The 26,063-nt window shown below is 43.0% G+C and carries 20 protein-coding genes; 13 read left to right on the top strand and 7 right to left on the bottom strand.

Features of this window, described 5'->3' with window-relative positions; all coding sequences use genetic code 11:
* Nucleotides 1-63 precede the first annotated feature (63 nt).
* From MHH52_RS17465 to MHH52_RS17440, 6 genes are all read left to right on the top strand, one after another.
* Complete coding sequence (locus tag MHH52_RS17465; RefSeq protein ID WP_340003804.1) at nucleotides 64-948, top strand: AraC family transcriptional regulator; 885 nt, start codon at nucleotides 64-66, stop codon at nucleotides 946-948.
* A gap of 90 nt (nucleotides 949-1,038) precedes the next feature.
* Nucleotides 1,039-1,713, top strand: coding sequence for a GntR family transcriptional regulator (locus MHH52_RS17460; RefSeq protein ID WP_340003803.1), 675 nt, complete (start codon nucleotides 1,039-1,041; stop codon nucleotides 1,711-1,713).
* A 132-nt stretch (nucleotides 1,714-1,845) separates the two neighbouring features.
* On the top strand, nucleotides 1,846-2,922 hold the full coding sequence (locus MHH52_RS17455; protein ID WP_340003802.1) for a mannonate dehydratase: 1,077 nt from the start codon (nucleotides 1,846-1,848) through the stop codon (nucleotides 2,920-2,922).
* Nucleotides 2,923-2,955: 33 nt separating this feature from the next.
* The gene (locus MHH52_RS17450; RefSeq protein WP_313639873.1) at nucleotides 2,956-3,612 is read left to right on the top strand and encodes an RraA family protein; all 657 of its coding nucleotides are present in this window, start codon (nucleotides 2,956-2,958) and stop codon (nucleotides 3,610-3,612) included.
* Between the two features lies 1 nt (nucleotide 3,613).
* Entirely contained in the window at nucleotides 3,614-4,609 is a 996-nt protein-coding gene (locus tag MHH52_RS17445; protein ID WP_340003801.1) for a DUF4432 family protein, read from the top strand.
* 17 nt (nucleotides 4,610-4,626) lie between these two features.
* Nucleotides 4,627-5,397 carry a glucose 1-dehydrogenase gene (locus tag MHH52_RS17440; RefSeq protein WP_340003800.1) on the top strand — a complete coding sequence of 257 codons (771 nt, stop codon included), beginning with the start codon at nucleotides 4,627-4,629 and terminating at the stop codon, nucleotides 5,395-5,397.
* A gap of 81 nt (nucleotides 5,398-5,478) precedes the next feature.
* Here MHH52_RS17440 and MHH52_RS17435 read toward each other — a convergent pair whose 3' ends face one another.
* The 6 genes from MHH52_RS17435 to MHH52_RS17410 form a co-directional block, all read right to left on the bottom strand.
* Nucleotides 5,479-6,939: an ABC transporter substrate-binding protein gene (locus tag MHH52_RS17435; protein ID WP_340003799.1), complete on the bottom strand. Its 1,461-nt coding sequence runs from the start codon at nucleotides 6,937-6,939 to the stop codon at nucleotides 5,479-5,481.
* A gap of 51 nt (nucleotides 6,940-6,990) precedes the next feature.
* Nucleotides 6,991-7,743 carry a response regulator gene (locus MHH52_RS17430; RefSeq protein ID WP_340003798.1) on the bottom strand — a complete coding sequence of 251 codons (753 nt, stop codon included), beginning with the start codon at nucleotides 7,741-7,743 and terminating at the stop codon, nucleotides 6,991-6,993.
* Nucleotides 7,721-9,472, bottom strand: coding sequence for a histidine kinase (locus tag MHH52_RS17425; protein ID WP_340003797.1), 1,752 nt, complete (start codon nucleotides 9,470-9,472; stop codon nucleotides 7,721-7,723). Before MHH52_RS17425 ends, MHH52_RS17430 begins: the two co-directional genes overlap by 23 nt.
* Nucleotides 9,473-9,610: 138 nt before the next feature.
* The gene (locus tag MHH52_RS17420; RefSeq protein WP_313639879.1) at nucleotides 9,611-11,110 is read right to left on the bottom strand and encodes an ABC transporter substrate-binding protein; all 1,500 of its coding nucleotides are present in this window, start codon (nucleotides 11,108-11,110) and stop codon (nucleotides 9,611-9,613) included.
* A gap of 69 nt (nucleotides 11,111-11,179) precedes the next feature.
* On the bottom strand, nucleotides 11,180-12,106 hold the full coding sequence (locus MHH52_RS17415; RefSeq protein WP_313639880.1) for a carbohydrate ABC transporter permease: 927 nt from the start codon (nucleotides 12,104-12,106) through the stop codon (nucleotides 11,180-11,182).
* A gap of 11 nt (nucleotides 12,107-12,117) precedes the next feature.
* Nucleotides 12,118-13,068 carry an ABC transporter permease subunit gene (locus MHH52_RS17410; protein ID WP_076286258.1) on the bottom strand — a complete coding sequence of 317 codons (951 nt, stop codon included), beginning with the start codon at nucleotides 13,066-13,068 and terminating at the stop codon, nucleotides 12,118-12,120.
* 507 nt (nucleotides 13,069-13,575) lie between these two features.
* Here MHH52_RS17410 and MHH52_RS17405 point away from each other — a divergent pair.
* The 3 genes from MHH52_RS17405 to MHH52_RS17395 are packed head-to-tail and all read left to right on the top strand — an operon-like array spanning nucleotide 13,576 to nucleotide 17,115.
* Nucleotides 13,576-14,523 (top strand): ABC transporter permease subunit, encoded by a 948-nt coding sequence (locus MHH52_RS17405; RefSeq protein WP_149646179.1) that lies wholly within the window; start codon nucleotides 13,576-13,578, stop codon nucleotides 14,521-14,523.
* A gap of 16 nt (nucleotides 14,524-14,539) precedes the next feature.
* Nucleotides 14,540-15,448, top strand: a complete 909-nt coding sequence (locus tag MHH52_RS17400) for a carbohydrate ABC transporter permease (protein WP_076286257.1) — start codon at nucleotides 14,540-14,542, stop codon at nucleotides 15,446-15,448.
* A gap of 35 nt (nucleotides 15,449-15,483) precedes the next feature.
* Nucleotides 15,484-17,115, top strand: a complete 1,632-nt coding sequence (locus MHH52_RS17395) for an extracellular solute-binding protein (protein ID WP_340003796.1) — start codon at nucleotides 15,484-15,486, stop codon at nucleotides 17,113-17,115.
* A 93-nt stretch (nucleotides 17,116-17,208) separates the two neighbouring features.
* Here MHH52_RS17395 and MHH52_RS17390 read toward each other — a convergent pair whose 3' ends face one another.
* Nucleotides 17,209-19,470: a helix-turn-helix domain-containing protein gene (locus MHH52_RS17390; protein ID WP_340003795.1), complete on the bottom strand. Its 2,262-nt coding sequence runs from the start codon at nucleotides 19,468-19,470 to the stop codon at nucleotides 17,209-17,211.
* Between the two features lie 212 nt (nucleotides 19,471-19,682).
* Here MHH52_RS17390 and MHH52_RS17385 point away from each other — a divergent pair, with 212 nt between their 5' ends.
* The 4 genes from MHH52_RS17385 to MHH52_RS17370 are packed head-to-tail and all read left to right on the top strand — an operon-like array spanning nucleotide 19,683 to nucleotide 26,062.
* Complete coding sequence (locus MHH52_RS17385) at nucleotides 19,683-21,071, top strand: alpha-L-fucosidase (protein WP_340003794.1); 1,389 nt, start codon at nucleotides 19,683-19,685, stop codon at nucleotides 21,069-21,071.
* 27 nt (nucleotides 21,072-21,098) lie between these two features.
* Nucleotides 21,099-22,385 carry an alpha-L-fucosidase gene (locus MHH52_RS17380; RefSeq protein ID WP_340003793.1) on the top strand — a complete coding sequence of 429 codons (1,287 nt, stop codon included), beginning with the start codon at nucleotides 21,099-21,101 and terminating at the stop codon, nucleotides 22,383-22,385.
* Between the two features lie 29 nt (nucleotides 22,386-22,414).
* Complete coding sequence (locus MHH52_RS17375; RefSeq protein ID WP_340009712.1) at nucleotides 22,415-23,440, top strand: carbohydrate-binding family 9-like protein; 1,026 nt, start codon at nucleotides 22,415-22,417, stop codon at nucleotides 23,438-23,440.
* Between the two features lie 6 nt (nucleotides 23,441-23,446).
* A complete protein-coding gene (locus MHH52_RS17370) occupies nucleotides 23,447-26,062 on the top strand; it encodes a transglutaminase domain-containing protein (protein ID WP_340003792.1) in 2,616 nt (871 codons plus the stop codon).
* Nucleotide 26,063 lies beyond the last annotated feature (1 nt).

Genomic DNA, 26,063 nt, shown 5'->3' with positions numbered 1-26,063 from the left:
AAATGAACAAATATACGATTCGGAATGAGCTAATATGATCACAAGAGAGGCAGCGTGTACACGATGACAGACGCTATAAAGAGTGAACGCTGGGTATATTTTATCGATTGGGAAGATGGTCCTGCAGCCCATGTTAAAGATCTGATCCTTCTGGGATACGACCATTTTAGTAGAGCCATGCCTTTGACAAATCACGTGCACGAAGATGCTTATGAGTTTGTATTTATAGAGCAAGGAACCGCAGTGTGGGAAGTTAATGGACAATTTCACCCAACGAGCGCACAGCATACCATTCATACACGACCTGGTGAACGTCACCGTGCTAGCTTTGATTATATTGGGCCATGTACGATCTGGTGGATCATCGTTCGTGATCCGCTTCAGCATGCGAATTGGTTCGGACTGGATGATGCTGAACGTCAAGTATTTGCACAATGGATACAACGCTGTCCTCGTATTCAGTTGGTTAGCAAGGAAATCGTAGATTATTTCAAAAGGGTCAAGCAGTTAATTAACCAGCAGGATACAGAGCTTGTGGAATTTCAGATCCGTCATGGAGTTCTGGAAATTTTACAACGCATTTTGCATCACACACCGCTCAATGCTCTATCGCATGATATGCACGCGTATACGCTGGAGCTTAAGACAAGACTGGAACAGAATCCATCTGAACGCTGTACGATTGGACAGCTTGCCTCGGAGATTGGTTTAAGTGAGTCGCACTTTTATCGTGTATTTCGTGAAACGAACGGACAATCACCAACAGCGTTTATGGATCGGATTCGAATGGACTGTGCTTGTCATATGTTAGAGGAATCGAAGCTGAGTATAACAGACATTGCCATGGAGCTTGGGTTTAAGACGAGCCAACATTTCGCGACGGTCTTCAAGAAATTAATTGGCGTAACGCCGAAGGCATGGCGCACACATTCGAAAGTCTGTAATTAAGTATTGAATTTCTGTAAGCTGCAGCTTATAATGAACTCGAATCTAAAATCTGATATTTCAGTTTGAACCTGAATCAAATGGAGTTGTCCTATGAATGTAAAGATTGAACGACTAGATTTAAATGAGCAAGTGTACCAAATTTTGAAGAATCAAATCCTTACGCGGGAATATAAAGGTGGTGCACGACTGGATCTCAATGATTTAAGCGAGAAGATGGGGGTTAGTAAAACTCCTGTGAAGCTTGCGATTCATCGTTTGGCGAATGATGGACTTATTGAAGTCGTATCACGGTCAGGTACCTATGTAAGTCAATTAACGAGTGGGCGAATCGCTGAAGTGATGGATGCTCGCATCATGATTGAGAAATGGTGCATGGAACACCTATCGAAGGAAGATCGTGAGCAGCTTGTTACGCAATTGACAGAGTTTGTGGAGCGTGCCAGAACCCATTTGAATAGTTCCCAATTTTTGTATCAACAATTTCTAGAGGCAGATGTTCTGTTTCATAAAGCAATTGTGACGATGAGCCATAATCAGTTAATTCTAAATCAATATGAGCTCTTGAATAGCTTTCTGTATATTTCACGTATATTTCATTTCCAGAACTTACATCGATCTAATGAAGGTTTACTAGAGCATGAACAGATTATTGAGGAAATAAAGCATGATCGTCTGGAACAAGCGACTCATTTACTCGTATCGCACTTAGAGAAGAGTAAGCAATATATGATGTTTCTAATAAAAGAGAATGGTGGCGCTATCTAAACTGATTTATTTTCCCCGCACAAACGCTATTCGCCCTTAAAAAAAGCGACGTAGTCGTTTATGCATGTTTAAGCTGATATTTCAGATTTTAGTTTAGGCAATCTAACGAACAATATGTAAAGGAGTAAAGACATGCGATTAGGTATTGGTTTATATCGTCATATGTTACATACAGATTATTATCGATTTGCGAAACAGGCAGGCTGTGAGGCGGTTGTTGTCCATCTCGTAAATTATTATGGAGATATTGATGATGAGGGACTTCCTTCAACGGATGGGCAACGAAATTATGGTGTAGCACGCTTAAATGACCCGATCTGGGAATATGAGAATCTTGTGAAATTAAAAGAAGAGCTTAATCAAGAAGGACTTGAGTTCGCAGCGATTGAAAATTTTAATCCATCGGATTGGTATGATGTGTTACTTGCTGGCCCAAAACGCGACGAACAAATTGAACATATTAAGCAGATCATACGGAATGTAGGCCGGGCAGGGGTCCCTGTAATCGGATATAACTTCAGTATTGCTGGTGTGTGGGGACATATTCAAAAGCCATCTGCACGAGGAGGAGCGCTAACATCCACGTTTCATCCCGAGAGTAATGAGTTAGATAATCCAATCCCTCTGGGTCAGGTGTGGAATATGACGTATGATGCGAGTTTATTAGATAAAGGATATCTCCCACCAACCTCGGAGCAAGAAATCTGGGATCGGTTGGCCTATTTTCTAGAACGTGTTCTGCCTGTTGCGGAAGAAGCTGGGGTCAAATTAGCATTACACCCAGATGATCCGCCGATGCCTCAAATCCGCCAACATGCTCGATTAGTGAATGAACCTGATAAATATCAGAAAATGATAGACCTTGTTCCTAGCCAAAGTAATTCGATTGAGTTCTGTATGGGCTCTATTCAAGAAATGGTGAGCGGAAATGTGTATGAAGCGATTGACCAATATGCTTCACAGGATAAAATTTCATATGTTCATTTTCGTAATGTAAAGGGGAAGGTGCCTCATTACACAGAGGTTTTTGTCGATGAAGGTGATATCGATATGTTGAAAGCATTACGTTTATTGAAGAAGCATCAGTTTAAAGGTGTACTCATACCCGATCATACGCCATTAATGACTTGCGATGCGCCTTGGCATGCAGGGATGGCGTATGCGTTAGGTTATATGCGTGCCATTATGCGTCAAGTTGAACAAGAATAAGAGCATGAATATTATAGAAAAGGGATGAATCATATGAAAAATCAAGCCTATTTAGATCAATTGCAAGAAAAGCTATATTCTGCCGTCATATCTGATATTTTGGATAGCCTAGAGCTACGAAACCAGGCACTACCACAGCATATTCGTCCCCTAGACCCGGATATGGTTGTATGCGGTTACGCCAAAACGGTTCAAGTAGCAGACGTCTCTCGTAAACCGGCTCAAGCCTATAAGAAGCAAATTGAAGTGCTAGATGGTATACAACCTGGTGAAGTTTTTGTTGGTGATGTCGGGGGTTCCGAGCGATCTGCTTTCTTCGGTGAGTTAATGTCGACTGCGACGATGGTCGCTGGCGGGAGAGGTGCTGTTATTGATGGTTTGTGCCGTGATGTAAAGAAAATCAAACAATTAGGGTTCCCTGTATTTGTAAAGGGGACGCGTCCAACCGATTCTTATGCCCGCAATGAGGTGATTGATTTTGATGTGCCGATCAAAATTGGTGACGTACAGATTCAGCCAGGTGATCTTATTTTCGGAGATATAGATGGTATTGTTGTCGTACCGAAGGAAGTCGAGGATGAAGTGATTGCAAAAGCATTCGAGAAGGTGAACGGGGAGAATATGGTTCGTGAGCATATTTTGCAGGGGATGAAAGTATCCGAGGTGTTCGAGAAGTTCGGAATCCTGTAAGATGGACATTCGAACCATTTCAAGCCCTGGTCAGATGGACGTCTTACAAGTCGTGGGTAATGGATTGATCGTAGAGTTTCTGCCAGAGAAAGGTGGAGATATTTATAAAATATGTATTGATCAAACCAATATATTATGGGAAAGCCCTTGGGGAATCTCCAAGCTAGGGAATCGCATTGATTTCTGTCATACGTCTAAGGAGCGCTGGTTACAAGGCTACCCTGGGGGCTGGCAAATTTTATTCCCCAATGCAGGAGAAGAGAGCTATAACTATGGAGTTATGCATAACTTCCACGGAGAGGCTTGTCAGATACCCTGGGCATATAAGCTTGGAGAAGTAACGGATACAAAGGTTCAGATCATATTTTCCACACGACTCTATAAATCACCCTATGCGATGGAACGAATTGTAACGATAGACGAAGTAGAACAATGTATTGGGTTGAAGGAATCCGTTATGAATCAGGGGCAGCAAGATTTGTATGCCGAATGGGGACAGCATATCGCGTTCGGTGCGCCATTCATTGGACCTGGAACACGGCTTGAAGTACCTGCGAGATCGGTCGAATCGTATGAGCGGGATTCGGAATTATCTCGTTTGAAGAAAGGTGTGTTTTCATGGCCGATCGAAGATCTTGCTTGTGATCTTGGTCAAGTTCCTTCAGGTAAAGCCACAGATTTTGCGATTCTAAAAGAGTTGACGATGGGATGCTATACGATAATAAATGATAAAATAGATTTACGTGTACGTGTAGAATGGGATGTAGAGATGATGCCAAACCTGTGGTTGTGGCAAGAATTTAACGGTCTTCAAAACTATCCATTCTATGGGGCCTGTTATGTCATGGGCGTAGAACCGAATTCGGCTTCACATGAAGCGGGGTTGCAGGAATCGATCCAACGTGGTGAAGCCATTGAGATCAAGGCGCAGCAGACAAAGACCTTTGCATTGACATTATCATGGAGTAGCTTGATGAATGGAAGTCATACGACGTAGTGTAAGGAGATGTTCCTATGTTTGACGATTTACAGGGAAAGGTGTTTGTTGTCACAGGTGCAGCGCAAGGTATTGGTAGAGGGATTGCGCTTCGCTTGGGCAAAGAAAAATGCAAAGTCGTTATCAATTTTGCTAGTGATCAAAGTAAAGTTTTAGCCGAGGAAGCGATTGCGCTTATTGAAGCTTCAGGCGGACAAGGTATTGCGTGCCAAGGGGATGTAGGACAAGTCGATACTGCCAAAAAATTAGTTGATGTGGCGGTAGGTCATTTCGGAACATTACATGGAATTGTTAATAATGCAGGGGTACAGTCCCAATATCCATCGGAGCAATTACCAGTAGATGAGTGGAATCGGATCATGGATGTGAATCTGCGCGGAACATTCCTAGGATGCCAAGAAACGATCAAATATCTCCTGAAGAAAGATATGCAGGGAAGTATTGTGAATGTATCCAGCGTGCATCAACAGATTCCTAAGCCCCAATATGTACATTATGCTTCGTCCAAAGGTGGATTAAAGCTATTAACGGAATCATTAGCACGTGAATATGCCGATCGAGGAATTCGGATTAATGCCGTTGCTCCTGGAGCAATTGATACGCCTATGAACGGTAAATTACTCAGTGATCCGCAGATTACTGAGCAAATATTGAACAAAATTCCTTCACGGCAAATTGGAAGACCAGAACAAATTGCTGCTCCTGTAGCTTGGTTGCTGTCTCAAGAAGCAAGCTATGTGACGGGAGTTACGATATTTGCTGATGGTGGAATGGTCCTGTATCCGTAAAGTATTTGATGAATATGGATGTGTAAAAACCCCATGAAGCATTTCATGGGGTTTTTGCATGAATCTATGAAAGGATAAAACTTACTTGGATTGATGCTTCTGCCAAGTATTTAACTGCGCTTGAATGGCTTTGCGTACGTCGTCAATACCTGCTTCGTGCAACTCTTGATTGAATTTGGGCAGAAAGGTATCTACATCGACGCTGCCGGTCATGAGAATCGGATAATATTTATTCCAGACGATTTCGATCTCATCGACTTGCTCAGATAGCGAGGAAAGGTCTGGATTAAAGCCGAGTACTTTAGATTCTACCACTTTAGCATTGTACGCTCTGTATTGTTCCCATTTATCCGGCGGATCAGGATATTTTCCGCCAAGTGTTTTTAAGATAAACCAATTGCCTTGTGTATACTGTATCCCGGTATAATTTGGTGAAACGAGGATAACCTGGCCCTCTTTATTTAAATTGTAATGGACTCCTTCGATCCCATAGTTGAATAAATTACGTAACTCGGGATCGGTATTTAATAAATTTAGAAATTTAATACTTTCCTCGGGATGCTTCGTATTTGCATTTACAGTCATCATACCGCCAAGAACGGATTCTGTCGTTGCCACTTCTGGCGTTACCGGATGAGCGACCACTTGATACCCCAGATCCTTACTCCAAACACTGTCGGATAGCGGGCCTCCGCTTGCGGATTTCCAGAAAACCTTTAACCCGCGCTGAAGTGAACTTGGTTCACGCAAGGCCGCATCTTTATTAATGAAGCCAAGTTGATAGTATCGTCGAACGGTCTTTAAAATTTGTTTGGCTACATCCGTTTCGAAAATATTGACGATCGAAGCATTTGATTGTGTCGATTGAATCATTAATGGAATTTTATAGTTCGTTATATATTCATATCCATACATCTTAAAGAAATTATGAGCATCCCGGTTAAATTCCATGGGCAAGTAATCGGGCTCATTCATTTGAATCATACGTAACAGTGGCTCTAGCGATTCTAGCGTGTTGTATTTCGTAATATCAATATGATATTTCTTTACAAGGTCAGCGGGATACATCCAATGCTCAACTACGGCTAATTCTTTATTCGTCGGTATGCCGTAAATGCTGCCATCAGCTAATCGGACACCTTTCCAAAAGATTGGATCAATTGCATCATACATGTCCTTGCCTTGGTTCATTAAATAGTCATTCAGCTTCAACCACTTTCCCTGTTTTGCATACGTAGAGTAGTCCGGCGCAAAGGCAATATCAAAGGGGGTATCTGATGAAATAATTGTATTTAATCGGCTAGCGTATTCTTGCCAGCCAATTTTGTTATAGGTGATCGTAATGCCGATTTTACGCAAAAGGACCTCATTTATTTTGTCATTCACCTTACGTAGATCTTTGTCCGGCTCGCCGATCGTATAATAAATAAGGTTAACGGGCATTTCATTATTAGATATTGGAGCCTTTGTATGTTTGGTGCAACCGATTAATTGAATGATGAGTAATAGAAAAAGGCCAAAAATAAACCAACGTTTATACATGACATGCATCTCCTTGACTCGTTCTTGGTAGCAAATCGTTGTCTAACTTTTTTAGCGCAGATCGGAAGGAGATTTTCCGTAATAGCTATGGAAATGTGTGTAGAAATAATTCATGTTATTATATCCGACTGAACATGCGATCCAATGGATTTTCTCATTCGTGGTCTGGATAAGCTCTTTAGCACGTTGCATGCGATAAAGCATTAAATATTCGGAAAGCTTCATATTCGTTTCTTTAATGAACAATTGCCCAAGATAGGTGCTATTCATTTGAAAACGATCGGCGACAGATTTTAAGGTAATATTCTGATTGAAATCTTCTCTAACCATGAGCAAAATGCGATTTACTAGCTTCGATAACGAATCGTAAGGAACACCCATGACTGGATCCAAGTGAGCAGTGCTACTCTGTGGATCCCCAATGCTACCATGAAGATCGTCAACAATTATTTTCTCGATAACCTGCTGGAGCTTTTCTTTCTCTAATGGCTTTAATAAATAATCTTTGACGCCACAGCGGATTGCTTGTTGAGCGTATTTAAAATCACTATACCCGCTCATAATTATATATTTCGTAGGAAGTTGAACTTCATTGAGCTGTCGAATGGCATCATAACCAAGATTTTTACCAATACATACATCAAAAATAGCGATATCAGGAATTAATTGTACGGCTCTAGATACGGCAGCATCCGTCGAATCACAGGTTTCAACATAATCAAATCCATAGTGCTTCCAATCTAGAATTCGTTTCATGCCTTCTAAAATTTGTGGCTCGTCATCAACTATTAACAGTTTGTACATCTCTAGTCACCTCTTTAGAAATCTGTACAGAAATCCTTACGCCTGCTTCATCATTGTTCTCAATGTGTATTGAAAAACCCTTATCATAGTAAAAGTTCAATCTCGCATAAACATTATATAAGCCAATACTCTTGGTCGACATTTCATGTTTACTGGACAGTATTCGTCGTATATCGGCTAAGCGATCTTCCTCAATCCACACCCCGTTATCTATAAATTCCAATCTGTAGTAATGCTCATCTTCGCTACCCTTGACGACAAATAAATTAAATTCTTTCTTTTTGTCAAAGCCATGAATGAAGAAGTTCTCCGCCAAAGGCTGCATCCAAAATTTAATGGTGGGTACATTGAGTAACGAATCTTCCATATCAATCTGGTAATAAAAGTGGTCAGGATACTTGAACTCCATAATTTTTAAATATTTTTGCAGTAGCTCTAACTCGCTTCCAATGGAGATAATGTTCTCTTTTTTTACCATTTCGCGATAAAGGGCACCTAAGGTAGCAATCGCGTCAGCTGTATGCGCATCTTGATTGACTAATGCGGTAGAGCGAATGACCTCCAAGGTGTTATATAGAAAATGAGGATTAATTTGATGCTGTAGCGCTTTCATTTCAGCTTCTTGCTGTTTCAATTTCAGTAAATATTCATTACGAATATGTTTATCTAACTTGTGAATCATGTCATCCACTTCACGTGCAATCATACCATATTCATTTCGACGATAGCGTGCAGGTTTGTTTGGAGTGAAGTTCGCTGTCTTCACGCGTTTTATTGACTGAATAATACGGTGCAGGAATCGTGCGTCATCTCGCAGGTTATAGACAACAAGTAATAGAACACAGATCATGGCGGTTAGAATAACTAGAAATAATAAAATGAGCGTAGACGCATGCTGCTGTACCAATACCCTTAATTTGATGGTGCTAACAAACGTATAATTAAATTTGTTGGATGGAAAAGTGACATAGAAAATGGGAGACATCCAGTTTTTTAGTATTACACCATGCGTATTTTTATTGGCAATGGCCTGCTGAATAATCTGCTCAGACATTGGATTGTCGTTGCCGATCAGATACACTTCTCCTGATGCATTAATAGCTGCTGCATGACCAAGCTGATAATTATTAACGATGCTGAAAATTTGCTCACTGCTAATTTGAAAGCGAATTTCGGCGGAACCCTCCGCAAGCTGAAGCAATTTTTTGCGATATACAAATCCCCGTTGAATGTTCTCTGCAAACATAAGATCATCATTGGATAGACCAAACTGGAAGTGGGGAATGCCATTACTATTAAAGTCTATAACATTGCCTTGCTTCACTGTATGAACACTAATTTGTGTAATATCTCCTTGCGCCCAATTGTACAGATAAGTTTTCACATCTTCAGGAAAAGAGATAAGCGGTCGTTGATTGAATGTACTGTTCTTTAATCGTTTAGTAAGATACTCATCAATGGTTGGACTCAGAAAATAGCTAGCATCGTTCATCAAATCTTGATTTGAATAAATACGCTGCATATAAGCTTCAATACGATCTGCGTCATTCTGTAAGTTGTTCTCTGTGCGAGAAAAGGCATTTGCAGCCTCGATGCGGGCATTACCAACGGACTGATTGATGACGATGGCACTGGTTAGTGCCCCTAACGTCAGTCCGATTAACAGAATGAATATCACATAGGTCCAAAATTTACTACGATAAATTTTAATGCGTAGAAACGTATTCATGTGGCACCTCAATACATGTTGGTTGTAATTGAATATAGTACAAAAGGATCTATTTAATCAAATACAACTTGCCTATTCTACAACAAAAGCACATGGTATAGTTGTCAAACTATACCATGTGTCGTATTGGTGTATGGCTTACTTGAAATAATTATCGATTTCTTCCTGCGCTTTTTGGATAATTTTATCCAGCCCGGCTTTTTTCAATTCGGCTAACATTTTTGGTACAATCTTCTCTGGGTCAGAAGCACCTGTTAGCAATTCGTATTTATATTTATCAAATGTAGACTGTGCGTTCGCAACTTCTGTCTGAATTTCGCTGACATCGAGTGCGAAGCCTAGAACAGTGGATGCTACAGCTTGTTCATTTAATTTCTTCACTTGGTCCCATTGATCTTCAGGTGCGCCTTTGGTTATAGCCATATTGAAGAAGGTACCTTGTGAGTAAGCAGCGAGCGGCCATGTATCCGTTGTGCGCTCGATAACGTTATCTTTACCATCTACATATTTGAAATCAACGCCTTCTTCACCAAATGCTAGCATATTACGGAGCTTTGAATCTGTGTTTACTAATTGCAGATATTTCAAAGCTTCTTTTTTGTACTTGGAATTCGCAGAGATTGCGTTTAAGGAGCCTTGAATTGTACTTGTCGTATAAAGTGGACCAAATGTTTTGTGCATAACAAATTTTTCTACGCCCGCATTGATTTGCATCGCGATCTCTGCACCTGGGAAGGCTTGTTGCGTACCAAATGGGTTATATTTTTCTTTTTCTGTTTTGGTTGGAGCATCTGGATTGATGATTCCATCCTGATACCATTTATGAAGCAATTTTAAATTTGCCATGACATCAGGCTGTTCGAAAACAGAGATCACCTTGCGAGAAGGATCATCTACTTTTACACCTACAGGGAAGAAGCCTAATGTTAAATCATCATAGTTGTTGAAGAATCCCGAGAAGGCTTCACTTTGAATAAGTCGTAGTGGGTAGAAGCTCTTGCCTTCACCAGCTTTTATATCATGAAGTGGCTTATCTAAATCTTGCATCGATGTAATGTTCTGGTAATCGATGTTGTATTTCTGTACGAGCTTGTCATCATAGCTCCAATATTGAGAAACAGATGAGTCTTTATAGGTTGGAACTGCGTAGTATTTCCCGCCAACTTTTGTGCCATCCCATACTTCGGACGGAATGGATTTGTACAGATCAGGGGCTTCGCTTTGGACTAAATCCGTGATGTCCGTAAGAGCGCCCATCGCGACTTGTTTACTGTACTTCGTGTTATTCGTGAACATCATGTCGAATGGTTCACCTGTGTTCACAATGGTGTTTATCTTCGTATCCCATTCGCCCCAGCTGGCTACGCGAAGATCGACTTTTACCCCGATTTTCTCCGCAGTATATTCATTCATCTTGTCAATCGCTTTACTATAGTTCGCAGGAAGTGGCGTATTACCGATCTGCCACCATACCAGGGTCGGAATATCCTTTTTACCTGCTGCTTCTGTTGATGTAGAGTTCTTTGATGGTTCATTCGTCGATGAAGCCGAGTTGTTGGAACTACCGCATGCTGCTAAGGCGGATCCCATTAATGTCAGAATACAGAGTGTTGAGGCAATCTTGAAGATTTTCTTCACTTTAACTCCCCCTATGGATTGGTTGTTTGCTATATCATAAACCAGTATAAATTTGGCTTACTTCGTAATTTAGCCTTTGACTGCACCGACTGTCAGACCAGAAATGAAATATCTCTGGAAGAATGGATATGCACAAGCAACAGGCAAGATGATGAGGATGGCGACCGCCATACGCGCGGACTCTTTAGGCATTTTCGCGATGAGCTCTGCAGAACTAACGCCCATACTTGAAGCATTTCTGGCAAGTGCATCGGCATTGGTCATTAGATTGTTAAGCAACGCCTGTAACGAGTAGAGATTCGGGTTATCAATATACAACATGGATTGGAACCAGTCGTTCCAATAGCTGAAGCATAGGAACAATCCTATCGTTGCGAGAACAGGTAGCGATATAGGCAATATGATCGAGAAGAAGATCCTAATTTGATTAGCACCATCAATTTCTGCCGATTCGATTACACCATCTGGAATCGTGCTTGTGAAAAAGGTTTTACAAATAATGACGTTAAAGGATGAGACTGCAAGCGGTAAGATCAGAGCCCAGAAACTATCCTTCAGCCCTAGTAAGTTTGCATTGATGAAATAACTGGATACGAGACCACCATTGAAAACCATCGGAATGAATACGATCCAAGTCAGAAAGCTTTTTAACTTGTATGACGGGCGTGAAATAACATAACCCATCGATGTTGTAAGAAGGACGCCAAGTACAGTACCTACTACAGTGACAAGGGTCGAGGTGCCTAGAGCACGTAGAATCATCGTTCCTTGCTTGGCAATAAAACTGTAAGCTTCAAAAGAAAAATCGGCTGGAAAGATACTGTAGCCAACGTCTCGGATATAAGATTCATTGGTTAATGAAATCGATAATACGACGATAACAGGCACAACACAGGCAAGTGCGATGACCAGAAAAATGGAGTTAAATAGGATGTTAATTCCTTTACTTGTTCGATTAAACTTATCAAGCCCGGATTCATAGGTTTTTGTTGCCATGTTCTTACCTCCTAAATCATTGCGCTATCTGGATCAATCTTCTTCACAATCCAGTTGGCGGACAGAATCGTAATACATCCCAAGACGGATTGAACAAATGCAGCAGCAGATGCCATACCGATCGTTGCGCTTTTCAGTTGCTTATAGACGAGGACATCAACGGTCGTGGCCACATTATATAAGGAGTTAGAATCACGCGTGACCTGGAAGAAGAGACCGAAGTCGGTATAGAATATCCGTCCGACCGACAGGATGAACATCATCACGATCACCAGTTTGAGTAAAGGTAGTGTGATGAAGCGAGTCTGTTGCCAAATTGAGGCTCCATCAATGACAGCGGCTTCATAATACGAACTATCGATCGCTGTAATGGTAGCGAGATAGATAATCATGCCATAGCCGATACCTTTCCATATATTTAATAGAACGAGAATGTAAGGCCAATACTCAGGCTGCATGTACCAATTCACGGGATCATGTCCGATGTTGCCGAGAAATTGATTCAGGATCCCTTTGTCAAAGCTGAAGAATGCCCAACCGACTGCAGAGATGACGACCCAAGAGAGGAAATAAGGGAGGAACATCATCGTTTGATACACTTTGCTGGCTTTGCGATTATGGAGTAATCCAATCATGATCGCGAACAACACTGGGAGTACGATGCCCGTAATAATAAAAATGATGTTATACCCAATCGTATTGCGGATAATAATCCAGGCATCATTGGATTTAAATAAAAATTCGAAGTTTTTAAAACCGACCCAAGGACTATTTACTACATTGCTAATAAAGCCCCCAGAAATTTTGAACTGCTTGAAAGCGATGATAATGCCGAACATAGGTAAGTAACAGAACAGAATGTACCAAATAGTTGTGGGAATGGCTAACAGTGTTAACTCAAAATCTTGTTTCCTCCAAGTAAAGCGCTTTCTACGCTTCAGTTGTTCAGGTTTTGCGCTCATCTCGTTCACTCCTTCATGTATGTCATTTGTAACTTCACACGCTCTTGAAACCGCTTTATGCAAGTTCATTGTATAAGAGCAATGCGATAATCATCCAGATAACAAACATGATTTATTAGTCAACAAACGTTAGATTATGTGTGAATTGACTTGTACTACGCAAAAAAAACACATGCTGCGGAGATTTACATACATTGCCCTGTGTGCAGCGGTGTGAGCATTGTAATACAACGAAATGATCAACGAGAAAGCACAAGAATGACATACTGTCATGATGCCCACATAGCGTTGTGACGCGGTTATTCCCGCACTACAACACGTAATTTTTGACAAGCGAGAATGACATATTTACGATTGGGTCAATTGTTTATATTGTAAATGTAAGCGCTAACAACAATGCGATAGATAACAATGCAACAGATAATGATGCTCACTCGATGATCTGAGTGTTCTCATCATTACCTACAAGGAGGGGATGTCGCGATGCATGAAACGGAAAGCGTACACATGCGAACTGTGAATTCAGAACCGAAAGAAAAGCGTAAGGGCAGAAACGAGACATGGAAGAAGATTTGGCAGAATTGGGAGCTTTACATTTTTATCGCACCCGCATTCTTTTACTTCCTCATTTTCAGCTATGGACCGATGTATGGGATTCAGATTGCTTTTAAGAATTACATACCGTCAAAAGGCTATTTTGGCAGTGAGTGGGTAGGCTTTGATCATTTCATTCGATTTTTTAACTCGTATTATTTCTGGGATTTGCTGTGGAACACGCTCAGTATTAGCTTGTATGAATTAGCCATTGGATTCCCAATCCCAATTATTCTGGCGCTTGCGTTTAACGAAGTGAAGGATGGCTTCTTCAAGCGACTTGTTCAGACCGTTACTTATGCTCCTCATTTTATTTCTGTCGTTGTTATGGCGGGGATGATTATTACCTTCTTGTCTCCATCGAACGGAATGATTATTCATGCCATTGAAGGCTTAGGCTTTAGTGCACCGCAGTTTCTGACAAGCCCTGGTTGGTTTAAGACGATGTATGTATTCTCAGGCGTGTGGCAGAGTGCGGGGTGGGGGACGATTATTTATTTGGCGGCACTTTCGGGTGTAGACCCAGGCTTGCATGAAGCGGCAATTATTGACGGAGCCTCTCGCTTCCAGCGTGTTCGCCACATCAATATTCCAACGCTTATACCGACCATGACCATTCTATTAATTCTGAATATGGGTGGCTTGTTAAGTGTAGGTTTTGAAAAAATATTACTTCTGCAAAATTCATTGAATATGTCAAGCTCTGACGTGATTTCAACCTTTGTCTATCGATCTGGTCTTGTCGATGCGCAATATAGCTTCTCAACAGCCGTTGGTTTATTTAACTCCATTGTGAATTGCATCCTGCTTATTACGGTGAATCAAATTGTCCGCCGTACGAGCGAGAACAGTCTATGGTAGAAGGAGGTTGGAATTTATGGTATCAGGTATAAAGCTATCTAAGCGAGATCGAATATTTCTAATTTGCACCTATACGTATGTGACAATTGCATTGTTGTTAGTCGCATATCCCATCTTATATATTATTAGCGCATCCATCAGTGATCCGAAGATGGTTGCTTCCGGTGAAATGTGGCTTCTTCCAAAAGGTATTACCTTTAAGGGGTATGAAATTGTATTTCAGAACTCGAAGATTTGGACGGGGTATGGAAATACGATTTTGTATACATTGCTAGGCACAACGATTAACTTGGTCGTTACGATGCCAGCGGCATATGCACTCAGTCGTAAGGACTTTGTAGGCCGTGGGTTTTTCATGGGGATGTTCATGGTAACGATGTTCATTGGAGGGGGTCTCGTCCCTACATACATGTTGGTAAAAGGGCTAGGCATGGTCAACACGATGTGGGCACTAGTACTTCCTGGCGCAGCGTCAATCTGGAATATTATTGTCTCTCGTACCTTCTTCGCGAACTCCATTCCAGCTGAGCTTCAAGATGCGGCTCAAATCGATGGTGCGACGAATATTCGCTTATTCCTGCGGATTGTTCTCCCGTTATCGATGCCAATTATCGCAGTTATGGCCTTATTCTACGGGGTAGGGCATTGGAACAGCTATTTCGGCGCCATGATCTACTTGAATGATGATGCGAAGTATCCATTGCAGCTTGTGCTTCGTCAGATTCTCGTGCTTCAGGAAATGCAATCGCAAGTAGGTGGCATTATCGATGCGACAGCTGCTGCAGCCCAGAACAACAAGGCAGAAATTGCTTCACTTGTCAAGTATGGGGTCATTATCGTATCTACGCTTCCGATTATTGTTGTCTATCCATTCTTACAACGTTATTTCGTGCAAGGTGTCATGATTGGCTCTGTTAAGGGTTGATCTTAAGATACAAATAACAAAGGGGAGGTTTTTGTATGACGATTTATCGTAAAGCTGGACTCATGTTGTTAGTTCTTTCCATGTCAATGTCTATTCTTACTGCATGTGGATCAAGTAGCGATAAGGGGACAGCAAGCACAGAAGGCACAGAAGGCACAGAAGGCTCAGACACAGCCACAGAGGTTCATAAGACGGGCTTTCCTATCGTGGATAAACCGATTGAGCTATCCATTATGGCACCGGATATAGGACGTCAGGATTGGAACAAGATGCCTGTTATTCAGGAATACGAGAAGATGACGAATATCAAGTTAAAGCTTCAAAACGCCCCACAAGACAGCTTTGAGACGAAAAAGAATTTAGTATTTGCAAGCGGTACGCTTCCCGATATTTTCTATGCGGCGGATCTAAAAGGATCGGATCAAGTTACTTACGGAAGTCAAGGATTGTTGCTACCTTTAGAAAAATACATTGATGAGGGCTATGCACCAAATTTGAAAAAAATTCTTGATGCTAATCCGGATATTCGCAAATCAATGACAACACCGGATGGACATATCTATGCATTACGTAATATTCAACCATCTGCAGTATGGTACCGTGGACCGATGTGGTATAACGGCAAGTTCTTGAAGAAATTCGGTATGGAGAACAAATTGCCACAGACAACAGAAGAGCTATACACCTATTTGAAGAAGGTAAAAGAGGAAGATGCGAACGGTAACGGTAAAGATGATGAGATCCCTCTAGCCTCTGTGAAATTAGATGATTTACGGATGTTCTTCTTCGGATTTTGGGGCATGTACAATGAGGATATCTACACAGATAAGGATAATAAAGTACACTTTCCACAAGCTGAACCAGGCTACAAAGAATACTTAACTTTCTTGAATCGCTTGTGGAACGAGAAGTTACTGGATCATGAGACATTCTCACAAACCAATGATCAGAAGGTAGCGAAAGGTAAAAATAATCAAGTGGCCTTATTCTCCGATTATTTCCCATACTTCACGCTTGGTGGTGAACCGAGTGAAGATAACCCGATGATGCAGCCTGTATCTAGTGATATTGCTGGAACACCTGTATATGGCAAGCATCCTGGTATTAATACAATCGGCGGTTTCGCGATTTCAAATACGAATCCGAATCCTGAGGCAAGTATGCGTTGGATTGATTACCAATTTAGCGAAGAAGGGTATTCCTTCTGGACGTATGGACCTGAAGGAACGATGTTCAAATACAAGGATAAAGCAACGGGTGAAAAAGAATGGCTGCCTGTTCCAGATGGCAAGGATCGTGAAGAATACCGCGGTACCATCACGCCAAACTATGGTATTAATACACCAGGCGCATACGAGAACAGCTATGTGCTAGGACTTCGTACTAGCTTTGATGACTGGATTGACAAAGAAACAGCTACCAAGCTTACACCTATTGCAAAGGCTCCCTTCCCATCGGTATTCCTGACGGTAGACCAACAGACGGAAATCAAAACACTCCGTTCCGATTTGGATAAATACGTGAAGGAAATGGAAGCGAAATTTGTTACAGGCGCAGAGCCATTATCCAATTGGGACAAATATATCGCTCAAATGAAAAAAATGGGGTATGAGAAGCTCGTATCGACGTACCAACAAGCATACGATACATGGGCTGCTGGCAAATAATTTGTGAAGCTTATACATTCTCATATTTTGAAAAACTTCCCGGTCATGCTAGGCATGACCGGGAAGTTATGATGAACCCTAAGCGAGGAAGGATTATACGGTATCGTTAGGCTCAGTATTGGGATGATTACTATTCATCTGTCGATACTGGCCCGGGGTATAACCGGTTTCCTTTTTGAATTTTCGAATAAAGTTTGGTGTGTCGAGGTAGCCGACGCGCTGGATAATATCTTTTAACGGATCACTTGTTATTACGAGCTGTTCCTTGACCTTATCTAATCGTTTTTGCCAAATATATTGGACGAAGTTGATGCCGACCTTATCCTTGAATGAACGACTGAGATGGGAAGGTGAAATCGTAAACGCAGCAGAAACAGATTCAAGGCTAAGTGAATGATCAATATAGTGCTGGTCGATAAAAGCAACGATATGATCCATGAGTGAATGTTCTTCTTTTTTATGCGTCTGCTCTACCTGTGTACAAATCTGAGTGGCTAAACGGTAGAAATTCTGCTCTATAAGATGGACGGGACCATTCATGAAATGGGGAGAAGCATACTGCATCATGTTATCCATCTTTAGCTCAACTGCAGTTTTGAGCATGGTATTCAGCAGGTCGAACAATACGCATCGCATCAGCAGGGTAGATCGTTGTTTATTATCAAGCCCATGGATGGCTGTGTGAATAATTTGTTTGGCGACTTCGTAGTTGCCCTGCTTCAAGCTTTGTGCAAGCTTTAATAGCTCGCTACTAGGGAGTAACACCGTTTGATCATGGGCACTGGATAGCTTTTCAAAGTACACGGTGGTTCCATGCTCGGTCGATTTACGCAATTCGAAGGCGGAGCAAGCCTCAATAAAGGATTGATTAAGCTGCTGAGGACTCTCATAACACTTACCTACGCCGATCATCGGGTGGATATCCATCATGCCTAGCGTATATTCACGGATCGCATCCACGATGTGAACGATTTGTGCAGCGAGCGCCTCATCATCTTCGAGCTGTAAGCTCACAATGAGTGCGAGCTGATCCAATTGCGGGAGCTCTACACCGTATACTTGTGCAGCAAGCGCTGAAAATTCAATATACGCAAGCTTGAGATGTACTTCTTGTCGCGCCTGAAGATGCTGCTGTTCTAAGTCATCCCAGCCCATCATCATGACAAAATGATGACTTTGGTCAAAGTGCAGATGAAAGGTATCGAATATTTCAGGCGTCATCATTTGTGCATGCCCATGCTTTAATAGCATGGAGAGAACATGGTTGCGTGCATAGGGCTCTTGGAGATCAACCTTGGAGCTATACTGCTGTAATGTTGTTCGTATATACTCGAGCTCATTTCCGGAGGCCGGTGTATCTGTTTTTTTGTTCGTGAAGCGAACGAGCTCAGCAATCGGAAGATATTGCATCCGAGCGAATAATAGAGCGATGGCCGTTCCTACAATGGCGATCACAATGAATAAAATAATGATGAAGCTCCGAACATTAAGCACGCTACTGAAAAATTGATTACTCGCCATTAAAGTCACATATGACCAGCCATTGACATCCGATGTGACGGAAATAACCGAATGATCTTCGTTGTTTATCGATAGATTATGTATGCCGGGTGGAAGCTCTGATAACCGTTGGATATCCTGTTGGCTAGCTGTATCTCCATGGCCACTATAGGATAAAACACGTCCATGATTATCAAAAATATACGTTAATCCTCGATAGTTACCGAGAACGGAATCGATCAGATATGCCAACTCTTTCTCTTTAATGAGGTACATGACAGAAGCATATGGATCTGAGGTGTTGGGAATGATCGGCAGGATATAGGTTAATACAGATTGCTCGAGTGGTGAATTTTGATTCAGCATGTTCGTAAGTCGAATGGATGGAAATTTGGACGAGTTTAAAGCAGTCACAAGTTCATCATTCTTCCAGCTTCCAAACTGATAGGAGCTACGAAATACATCCAGGCTATACATGCCATGGTTGGAATAAATATTAGGGTCATGATGATAGTACAGAAATATATCCTCCACAATGGAATTGGAAGATTTGTAGCTATCTAGTGCCGCTATCGCGTCACGACTTTCATAAGGATCCAGAATGCGATAATGAGCGAGACGAGCGTCGTATGACATCCGTGACGCCATATCTCTTAAATCATTCATGCGTCCATCAACAACCGTTTTAATTTGGGTGAGCTGATTAAAGTGAGCGTTTTCAATCTCCTTTTGTAAATTATCGGTAGCATTTCGGTAAATGAAAACGATTACAAATATGAGCGGAATAAGAAGGATAAGTAGATACGAACCGGTGAATTTCAGAAACAATTTCGATTTGAAATAGTTATAGTTCAACGTGAATTCCCCTTTTCATGGCATATACATGGAGATGTTCCTATCAAGCTATGAATATAGCAAAATATAGATCGGCGCTTGAATACTTATTTATTTTCCATAATAGGATGTTTATAACGGATGTTTACTTTTATGTCAAATTTATTTTAAAAATATATCGTATCCAATCAATAGAATCGCAGCCTCAGAAGAGCTGCATGGAGGTCGTGCAAATGAGTGACGCTAATGTTGTCGAGGAGCAAATTGTTGTTGAAGGAGTACACAATTACAGCACAGAGGAGGAGTACGTTAAGCCGGAGGATTCGCAGCTATTAGATCAGCTGGAATGGTTCAAAGATCAGAAGCTGGGCTTGATGATGCACTGGGGACCTTATTCGCAGCTTGGACTTGTTGAATCGTGGGCGCTTAGTGATAAGGATGGAGATTGGTCACGGGATGATATTGATTGGGGGGTTGATTCGGCGGAGCTGAAGCGGCAATATTTCGGGCTGAATAAAACCTTTAATCCGCTCCGTTTCCAACCTGAGAAATGGGCAGAGGTTGCGGCAGAAGGTGGCTTTAAATATTTGAACTTCACAACGAAGCATCACGATGGCTTCTGTATGTGGGATACGCAGACAACAGATTATCGCATCACGGGTAAGGATTGTCCTTTCCATACACATAAGTACGCGGATATTTGTAAGAACGTATTTGATGCTTTTCGGGCCAAGGGACTTGGGATCTCTGCCTACTTCTCCAAAGCGGATTGGCACACACCAACATACTGGGCCCCAGGTATGGAGACGGGGACGTTCATGAATCGAGGTCCTTCGTATCCAACACAAGATTATCCATGGCTATGGGAGCAATTCGTACAGTACACACATGATCAGATTATGGAATTGATGACGAAATATGGTCGGATTGAAATGCTCTGGTTGGATGCGGGATGGGTATGTCCACAGAATAAGAATAATCCACAGGACATTCGGTTGGGTGAAGTGGTGGAAAAGGCGCGTCAGCATCAGCCATGGTTGCTAAGTGCAGACCGTACCGTTGGCGGACCTTATGAGAATGTCGTTACACCAGAGCAAACCTTGCCCGCGCGTCCCCTGCATATCCCGTGGGAAAGCTGTATTACGATGGGGACTGCGTTCTCTTATCGGTATGAGGATCATTACAAGACGACACGTCAATTAATTCATTTGCTCGTTGAAGTTGTAGCCAAAGGCGGTAACCTGGCACTTAATGTCGCACCACAACCAGATGGCCGCTTGTCACCAACAGCGATGGATCGGATGAAAGGAATGGGCAGTTGGCTCAAAGTCCATGGTGAGGCGATTTATGGAACACGCATATGTGCGCCTTACTCTGCTGGAAATACACATTTCACGAAAAAAGGCGATGTCATCTATGCTATTCATCTGTACTCAAAAGAGCAGGAACCGGTGAGCAGAGAGATTTGTATTCCACTCGAGCAGGCTGTGACGCAAGTGGATCTTGTTGGTGGGCAGGAAAATGTAGCATTCGAGCGTTCAACATCGGGATTGATCGTTCATTTACCAGAGAGCGAGCTTACGGGAGTTGCCCCAATTGCACATGTATTTCGCATAAAATAACGAGTTGAACTAAAGGAGGAAGAGCAGATGCAACAATGGTTTACGGACGCAAAGCTAGGGATTTTCATTCACTATGGGATTTATGCGGTGCAAGGAGTAGCGGAATCCTGGTCATTTTATAACGGAAAAATGTCGCGCGAGGAGTACATGAAGCAGTTGGATGGCTTTACAGCGTCCAAATTCGATGCGAAGCACTGGGCAGATATCATTGCGAGGTCAGGCGCGAAATATGCTGTACTTACAACCAAACATCATGATGGTGTTGCATTGTTTGATACGCAGTACAGTGATTTGAGCGTCATGAAGGCGACACCGGCCAAGCGCGATATTGTAAAAGAATGGTCCGACGCGATCCGTGAACGTGGTCTACATGTAGGCATGTATTATTCCTTAATTGACTGGTCTCATCCGGACTATCCTTCCGTATTCGAGAATGGTGAGGTACCCGCGGATTTGAGTCAGGTGAATCGTTTCTCAAGTCCGGTAGATGGCATACAGGATGAAGAGACATGGCAGAAATTTTTGGCGTTTAACAATAATCAGCTACGTGAAATATTGACGAATTACGGTACTGTTGATCTGTTATGGTTCGATGGTGACTGGGAGCGCAGTGCAGAACAGTGGGGGCTGCCAGCATTCAAGGAATATTTGAGATCCTTGTCTCCGAATGTGATTATCAATTCGCGTTTGCAGGGGCATGGCGATTATAAGACACCAGAGCAAGGCATTCCCATTACTCGCCCAGAAGGGGCTTGGGAATTCTGTACGACCATCAATACATCTTGGGGTTATGCCCATGACGATCATAAATATAAATCCTTGAACCAAATGATTCGCATGTTCTGCGATTGCATCAGTATGGGTGGCAATATGCTGCTGGATATTGGTCCGATGGAGGATGGCATGATTGAACCAAGACAGGAGGAAATTCTTCTGGGACTAGGCGACTGGATTCGTGCACACGAAGAGGCAATCTACGGTACGCAGGATGGGATTATGACACGCTATTATCTGGGTGGGAGTACCTTATCCGCGGACAAGAAGACATTATATTTATTCGTCTACGATGCGCCGAAGGAGAATATCTGTCTCAAGGGACTATGCAATCCGATCAAGAAAATTACAGTACTACACTCGGGCAAAGAACTGACCCACGATATTCATGGCGGTGTACCCTGGTTCGATATTCCGGGAACGACATGGATTCATATGACACCAGAGGATATGCATGAACAGGTAAGCGTGCTTAAGCTGGAATTTGATGAAGAGGTTACGATGTACGGTGGCGCTGGCGCTGTTGTTACGCATAACTAAATGCCGAACGTAAGGAGAGGACAACGATGATGAATCGAAGTGGAGTTCCAGAACCGCAAGTTGTGACATATGCGCCTAAGCATTATATATGCAGACGAGCGCCGGAGTCGCTTCTCTTGGATGGGAAGCTAGATAAGCCCTTTTGGCAGCATGCAACATGGACGGATGATTTCGTAGATATTGAAGGGGACCTGCGCCCGCTACCCGCGAAGCAGACACGTGTAAAGATGTTATGGGATGATGAGTATTTTTACTTTGGTGCAGAGCTGATGGAGGATCAGATCTGGGGCACGCTGACAGAACGTGATTCCGTTATTTTCTATGATAATGATTTTGAGATCTTTATCGATCCAACAGGGGCTTCACATCAATATTACGAGTTTGAGATTAACGCTTTGAACACGGTGTGGGACTTACTGCTTGTGAAACCATATCGTGACGGGGGACCTCCGATTAACGGATGGGATATCCAAGGTCTGAAAACAGCTGTTCATATCGAGGGGGAGTTAAATAACCCGCATGCTGATAATCGGAAATGGACGATTGAAGTTGCCATGCCATGGCGTAGCTTGAAAGAATGTGCTGCGAATGGACAACCACCTGTTGCAGGTGAATTCTGGCGTGTTAATTTCTCTCGTGTTGAATGGCGGACTGAGGTTGTGGACGATCAGTACCGCAAGGTTATGAACCCGGATACCGCAAAGCCTTATCCGGAAGACAACTGGGTATGGTCACCTCAGGGAATTATCAATATGCATTATCCAGAGCTATGGGGTTATGTGATGTTCGTAGATGTTGATGGCCCGCAGTCATTCGACATGCCTGCGGATGAACTGGTGAAATGGCAGCTCCGTAAGCTGTATTATCGTGAACGTAATTATTTTGAAGCACATGGACACTATGCAGCAACATTCGAATTGCTGCGGGGTGAAGATGATTGGAGCATTGAGCCTCACATGGAGATAACGAGTAAATCATTCCATATCTCAGCCTTAACAACCGATGGAACCGCTCGCCTATATATTCGCGAAGACGGCTTACTGTGGAAGGAGTAATGATTCATGACCATGTCGACCCCTACCTCTGTATTTTCATTGTCGCAGGAAACCTTAGCGTTCATTGAGCAGAAGTTTCAGGCTAAGAAGCAGCTCGCCAGATCACGTGAACAGCAGCTATTCCATGTATTCGAGCTCGAGCTAACGGTAGAAGAGGCTTGGGCATTAAAGCTTCTCTTCGCGTATATGCCAGCCAATGACTTGGCGGATTATAACGGGGAGCTTTTCTTCAATCATGTAAGAACGATGCTGCAGATTCGCCGCGATATGCCATGGCAAGTACCTGATCATTTATTTTTACATTTCGTGCTACCGTATCGTGTGAATACCGAGAACATTGAAGAGCATCGCCATATTATTCATGAACAGATAGCGGAACGAACACGTAATCTTCCCATGAAAGAAGCGATTCTGGAGGCGAATTACTGGTGCCACGAAGCGGCAACGTACATTGGGAGCGATCTGCGGACGATTTCTCCATTAACGATGATGCGAAATGCACGTGGGCGTTGTGGGGAAGAATCTACGCTAGCCGTGGCAGCGCTTCGCAGTATTGGGATCCCTGCACGTCAAGTGTATACGCCGCGTTGGGCGCATTGTGACGATAACCACGCATGGGTGGAGGCGTGGGCCGACGGAGAATGGTATTTTATTGGGGCTTGTGAGCCGGAAGCGCGTCATAATCAAGGATGGTTTGGTCCACCAGCGCGCCGAGCTATGCTCATTAACACACGTATTTTCGCAAATTATGAAGGACCCGAAGATATTACACTCGCCGATGAATGGTTCACTGAAATTAATGTACTAGAAAATTATGCGCCTACGAAGACAATTACGGTACATGTCCAAGATGCATGTGGACAGCCTGTGCACGATGTTGAGGTGCAGTTCCAGTTATATAACATGGCGGAATTTTTCCCGATTGCCGTCATTCCGACAAATATCCAGGGGGAAGCTTCGTTCAAGACAGGTCTTGGTGACCTTATCATTCGTGCAGCGAAGGACGGCATGTGGGGAGAAATGAAAATATCAGTGACTGATTGTGAATGCATTGAGCTTGTGTTGAATCAAGATCATCAGCCACAGGTGGGAACGATTGTTGACTATGATATGGTTCCTCCACCAGCGCGTGACGGCGAGGTTATGGAGGACTTGTCTGAGGTACGGATAGAGCAACACAATGAGCGTTTGGAGGAAGGAATCGCAATTCGTGCACAGTATGAAGCGACGTTCGTGAATGAAGAAGCTGCGAGGAAGCTCGGAGAATCTCTTGGTCTACCAGCGGATCGAGTATGGAACGTACTTCAGACAGCGCGTGGCAATAGTGCTGAGATCGCAGCTTTTCTAAGCGAAGCAGCACCTGAGTATGGAGAATGGGCATTATGGTTATTGGAGTGTGTTCATGATAAGGATCTAATCGATACATTCCTTCCAACCCTTATAGATCATGTGGCTGGTGCGCTTGCTGTACGTGGTGACTTCACGGAGGACGTGTTCGTTCCTTACCTTTTGTGTCCTCGTGTTCATTACGAGCTGATTACACCGTATCGGACATATTTCCAACAAGCTTTCACTTCAGAAGAGGTGGTATTGTTCCGTCAAGATCCAACGATGCTTGTTCAATTCATCGATGAAGCGTGGGATATATGGAATGATCTACCGAATTTGCAAGGGAAGGGTACGGCTGTTGGAACTTTCGAACTGCGCGTAGGAGATCGTAGCTCTCTCGATATTATGTTCGTATCTATATGTCGTAGCCTAGGTATTCCTGCGCGACTGCATCCCATTGAAGCTAAGCCGCAATTTATGGTGGATGGCCACTTCGTGGATGCCCCGTTTACGAAAGGTATCGTTGGAGGCGGGGCAGCAGTAGCGAGCGGAACGCTGATTCTTCTTCGTGAGCAGGATGCAGCGACAGAGCAACCAGCGGCGTCATACTATGAGAATTTTACGATCGCTCGTCTGGAGAACGGTTTTTATAAAACGTTAAGCTACCCGCACGGCGCAAATAATCTGTATGATACGCCCCTTGAGATGGAGCAGGGAGCATATCGTCTGACGACGGGGATTCGCTTGAAGGATGGAACCGTGCTGACCAAGCTCACCTATTTTGAAATGACAGAAGTCGAAGAGACGAAGCTGATTATGAAGTATCGTCAAGCTACGCAGGACATTCCCGTGTATGGCAAGGTAGATCGATTCGAGAAGCTAGCTACATGGGATGGTTCGGAGCAGATCTTCGCTGAGTTTCTAGGCAGTCAAGGCGCCTATGTCGCATGGCTGGAACCGGAACGGGAGCCTTCGAAGCATCTGCTGCGCGAGCTGTCGGAGTTGAAGCATGAGTTCGATACGCTAGATGCTCCTATCATTCTTGTGGTGGGTGACAAGCAATGGACGACTTCGTTTCAACCAGCGGATTATCAGGATCTTCCAACGAGGACAGTGTTCGTACGTGATTCAACGTATCGTCTATTACCTGATTTGTTTACAGCGGCCCAAGCGAGTGAAGCGGGCTTCCCGCATCTGATGATTCTAGATCGTGATGATCAGATTCGGTATATGTCTTCGGGATATAAGATTGCAGCCAGTAAGGAAGCGATGCAAATTTTATCGAGGGTGTGAA

The organism is Paenibacillus sp. FSL K6-0276 (genome assembly GCF_037977235.1).
GTDB lineage: Bacteria > Bacillota > Bacilli > Paenibacillales > Paenibacillaceae > Paenibacillus_AQ.
The sequence above is the reverse complement of the archived record's forward strand: the minus strand, read 5'-3'. Positions and strand labels throughout refer to the sequence as shown.

Excerpts from the sequence above, each read along its gene's own strand:
- MHH52_RS17465 (WP_340003804.1), top strand. The coding sequence starts at position 64 with ATGACAGACGCTATAAAGAGTGAACGCTGGGTATATTTTATCGATTGG.
- MHH52_RS17400 (WP_076286257.1), top strand. The coding sequence starts at position 14,540 with ATGGTATCAGGTATAAAGCTATCTAAGCGAGATCGAATATTTCTAATT.
- MHH52_RS17455 (WP_340003802.1), top strand. The coding sequence starts at position 1,846 with ATGCGATTAGGTATTGGTTTATATCGTCATATGTTACATACAGATTAT.
- MHH52_RS17410 (WP_076286258.1), bottom strand. The coding sequence starts at position 13,068 with ATGAGCGCAAAACCTGAACAACTGAAGCGTAGAAAGCGCTTTACTTGG.
- MHH52_RS17430 (WP_340003798.1), bottom strand. The coding sequence starts at position 7,743 with ATGTACAAACTGTTAATAGTTGATGACGAGCCACAAATTTTAGAAGGC.
- MHH52_RS17380 (WP_340003793.1), top strand. The coding sequence starts at position 21,099 with ATGCAACAATGGTTTACGGACGCAAAGCTAGGGATTTTCATTCACTAT.
- MHH52_RS17370 (WP_340003792.1), top strand. The coding sequence starts at position 23,447 with ATGACCATGTCGACCCCTACCTCTGTATTTTCATTGTCGCAGGAAACC.
- MHH52_RS17395 (WP_340003796.1), top strand. The coding sequence starts at position 15,484 with ATGACGATTTATCGTAAAGCTGGACTCATGTTGTTAGTTCTTTCCATG.
- MHH52_RS17435 (WP_340003799.1), bottom strand. The coding sequence starts at position 6,939 with ATGTATAAACGTTGGTTTATTTTTGGCCTTTTTCTATTACTCATCATT.
- MHH52_RS17445 (WP_340003801.1), top strand. The coding sequence starts at position 3,614 with ATGGACATTCGAACCATTTCAAGCCCTGGTCAGATGGACGTCTTACAA.
- MHH52_RS17415 (WP_313639880.1), bottom strand. The coding sequence starts at position 12,106 with ATGGCAACAAAAACCTATGAATCCGGGCTTGATAAGTTTAATCGAACA.
- MHH52_RS17425 (WP_340003797.1), bottom strand. The coding sequence starts at position 9,472 with ATGAATACGTTTCTACGCATTAAAATTTATCGTAGTAAATTTTGGACC.
- MHH52_RS17375 (WP_340009712.1), top strand. The coding sequence starts at position 22,415 with ATGAATCGAAGTGGAGTTCCAGAACCGCAAGTTGTGACATATGCGCCT.
- MHH52_RS17440 (WP_340003800.1), top strand. The coding sequence starts at position 4,627 with ATGTTTGACGATTTACAGGGAAAGGTGTTTGTTGTCACAGGTGCAGCG.
- MHH52_RS17385 (WP_340003794.1), top strand. The coding sequence starts at position 19,683 with ATGAGTGACGCTAATGTTGTCGAGGAGCAAATTGTTGTTGAAGGAGTA.
- MHH52_RS17405 (WP_149646179.1), top strand. The coding sequence starts at position 13,576 with ATGCGAACTGTGAATTCAGAACCGAAAGAAAAGCGTAAGGGCAGAAAC.
- MHH52_RS17450 (WP_313639873.1), top strand. The coding sequence starts at position 2,956 with ATGAAAAATCAAGCCTATTTAGATCAATTGCAAGAAAAGCTATATTCT.
- MHH52_RS17460 (WP_340003803.1), top strand. The coding sequence starts at position 1,039 with ATGAATGTAAAGATTGAACGACTAGATTTAAATGAGCAAGTGTACCAA.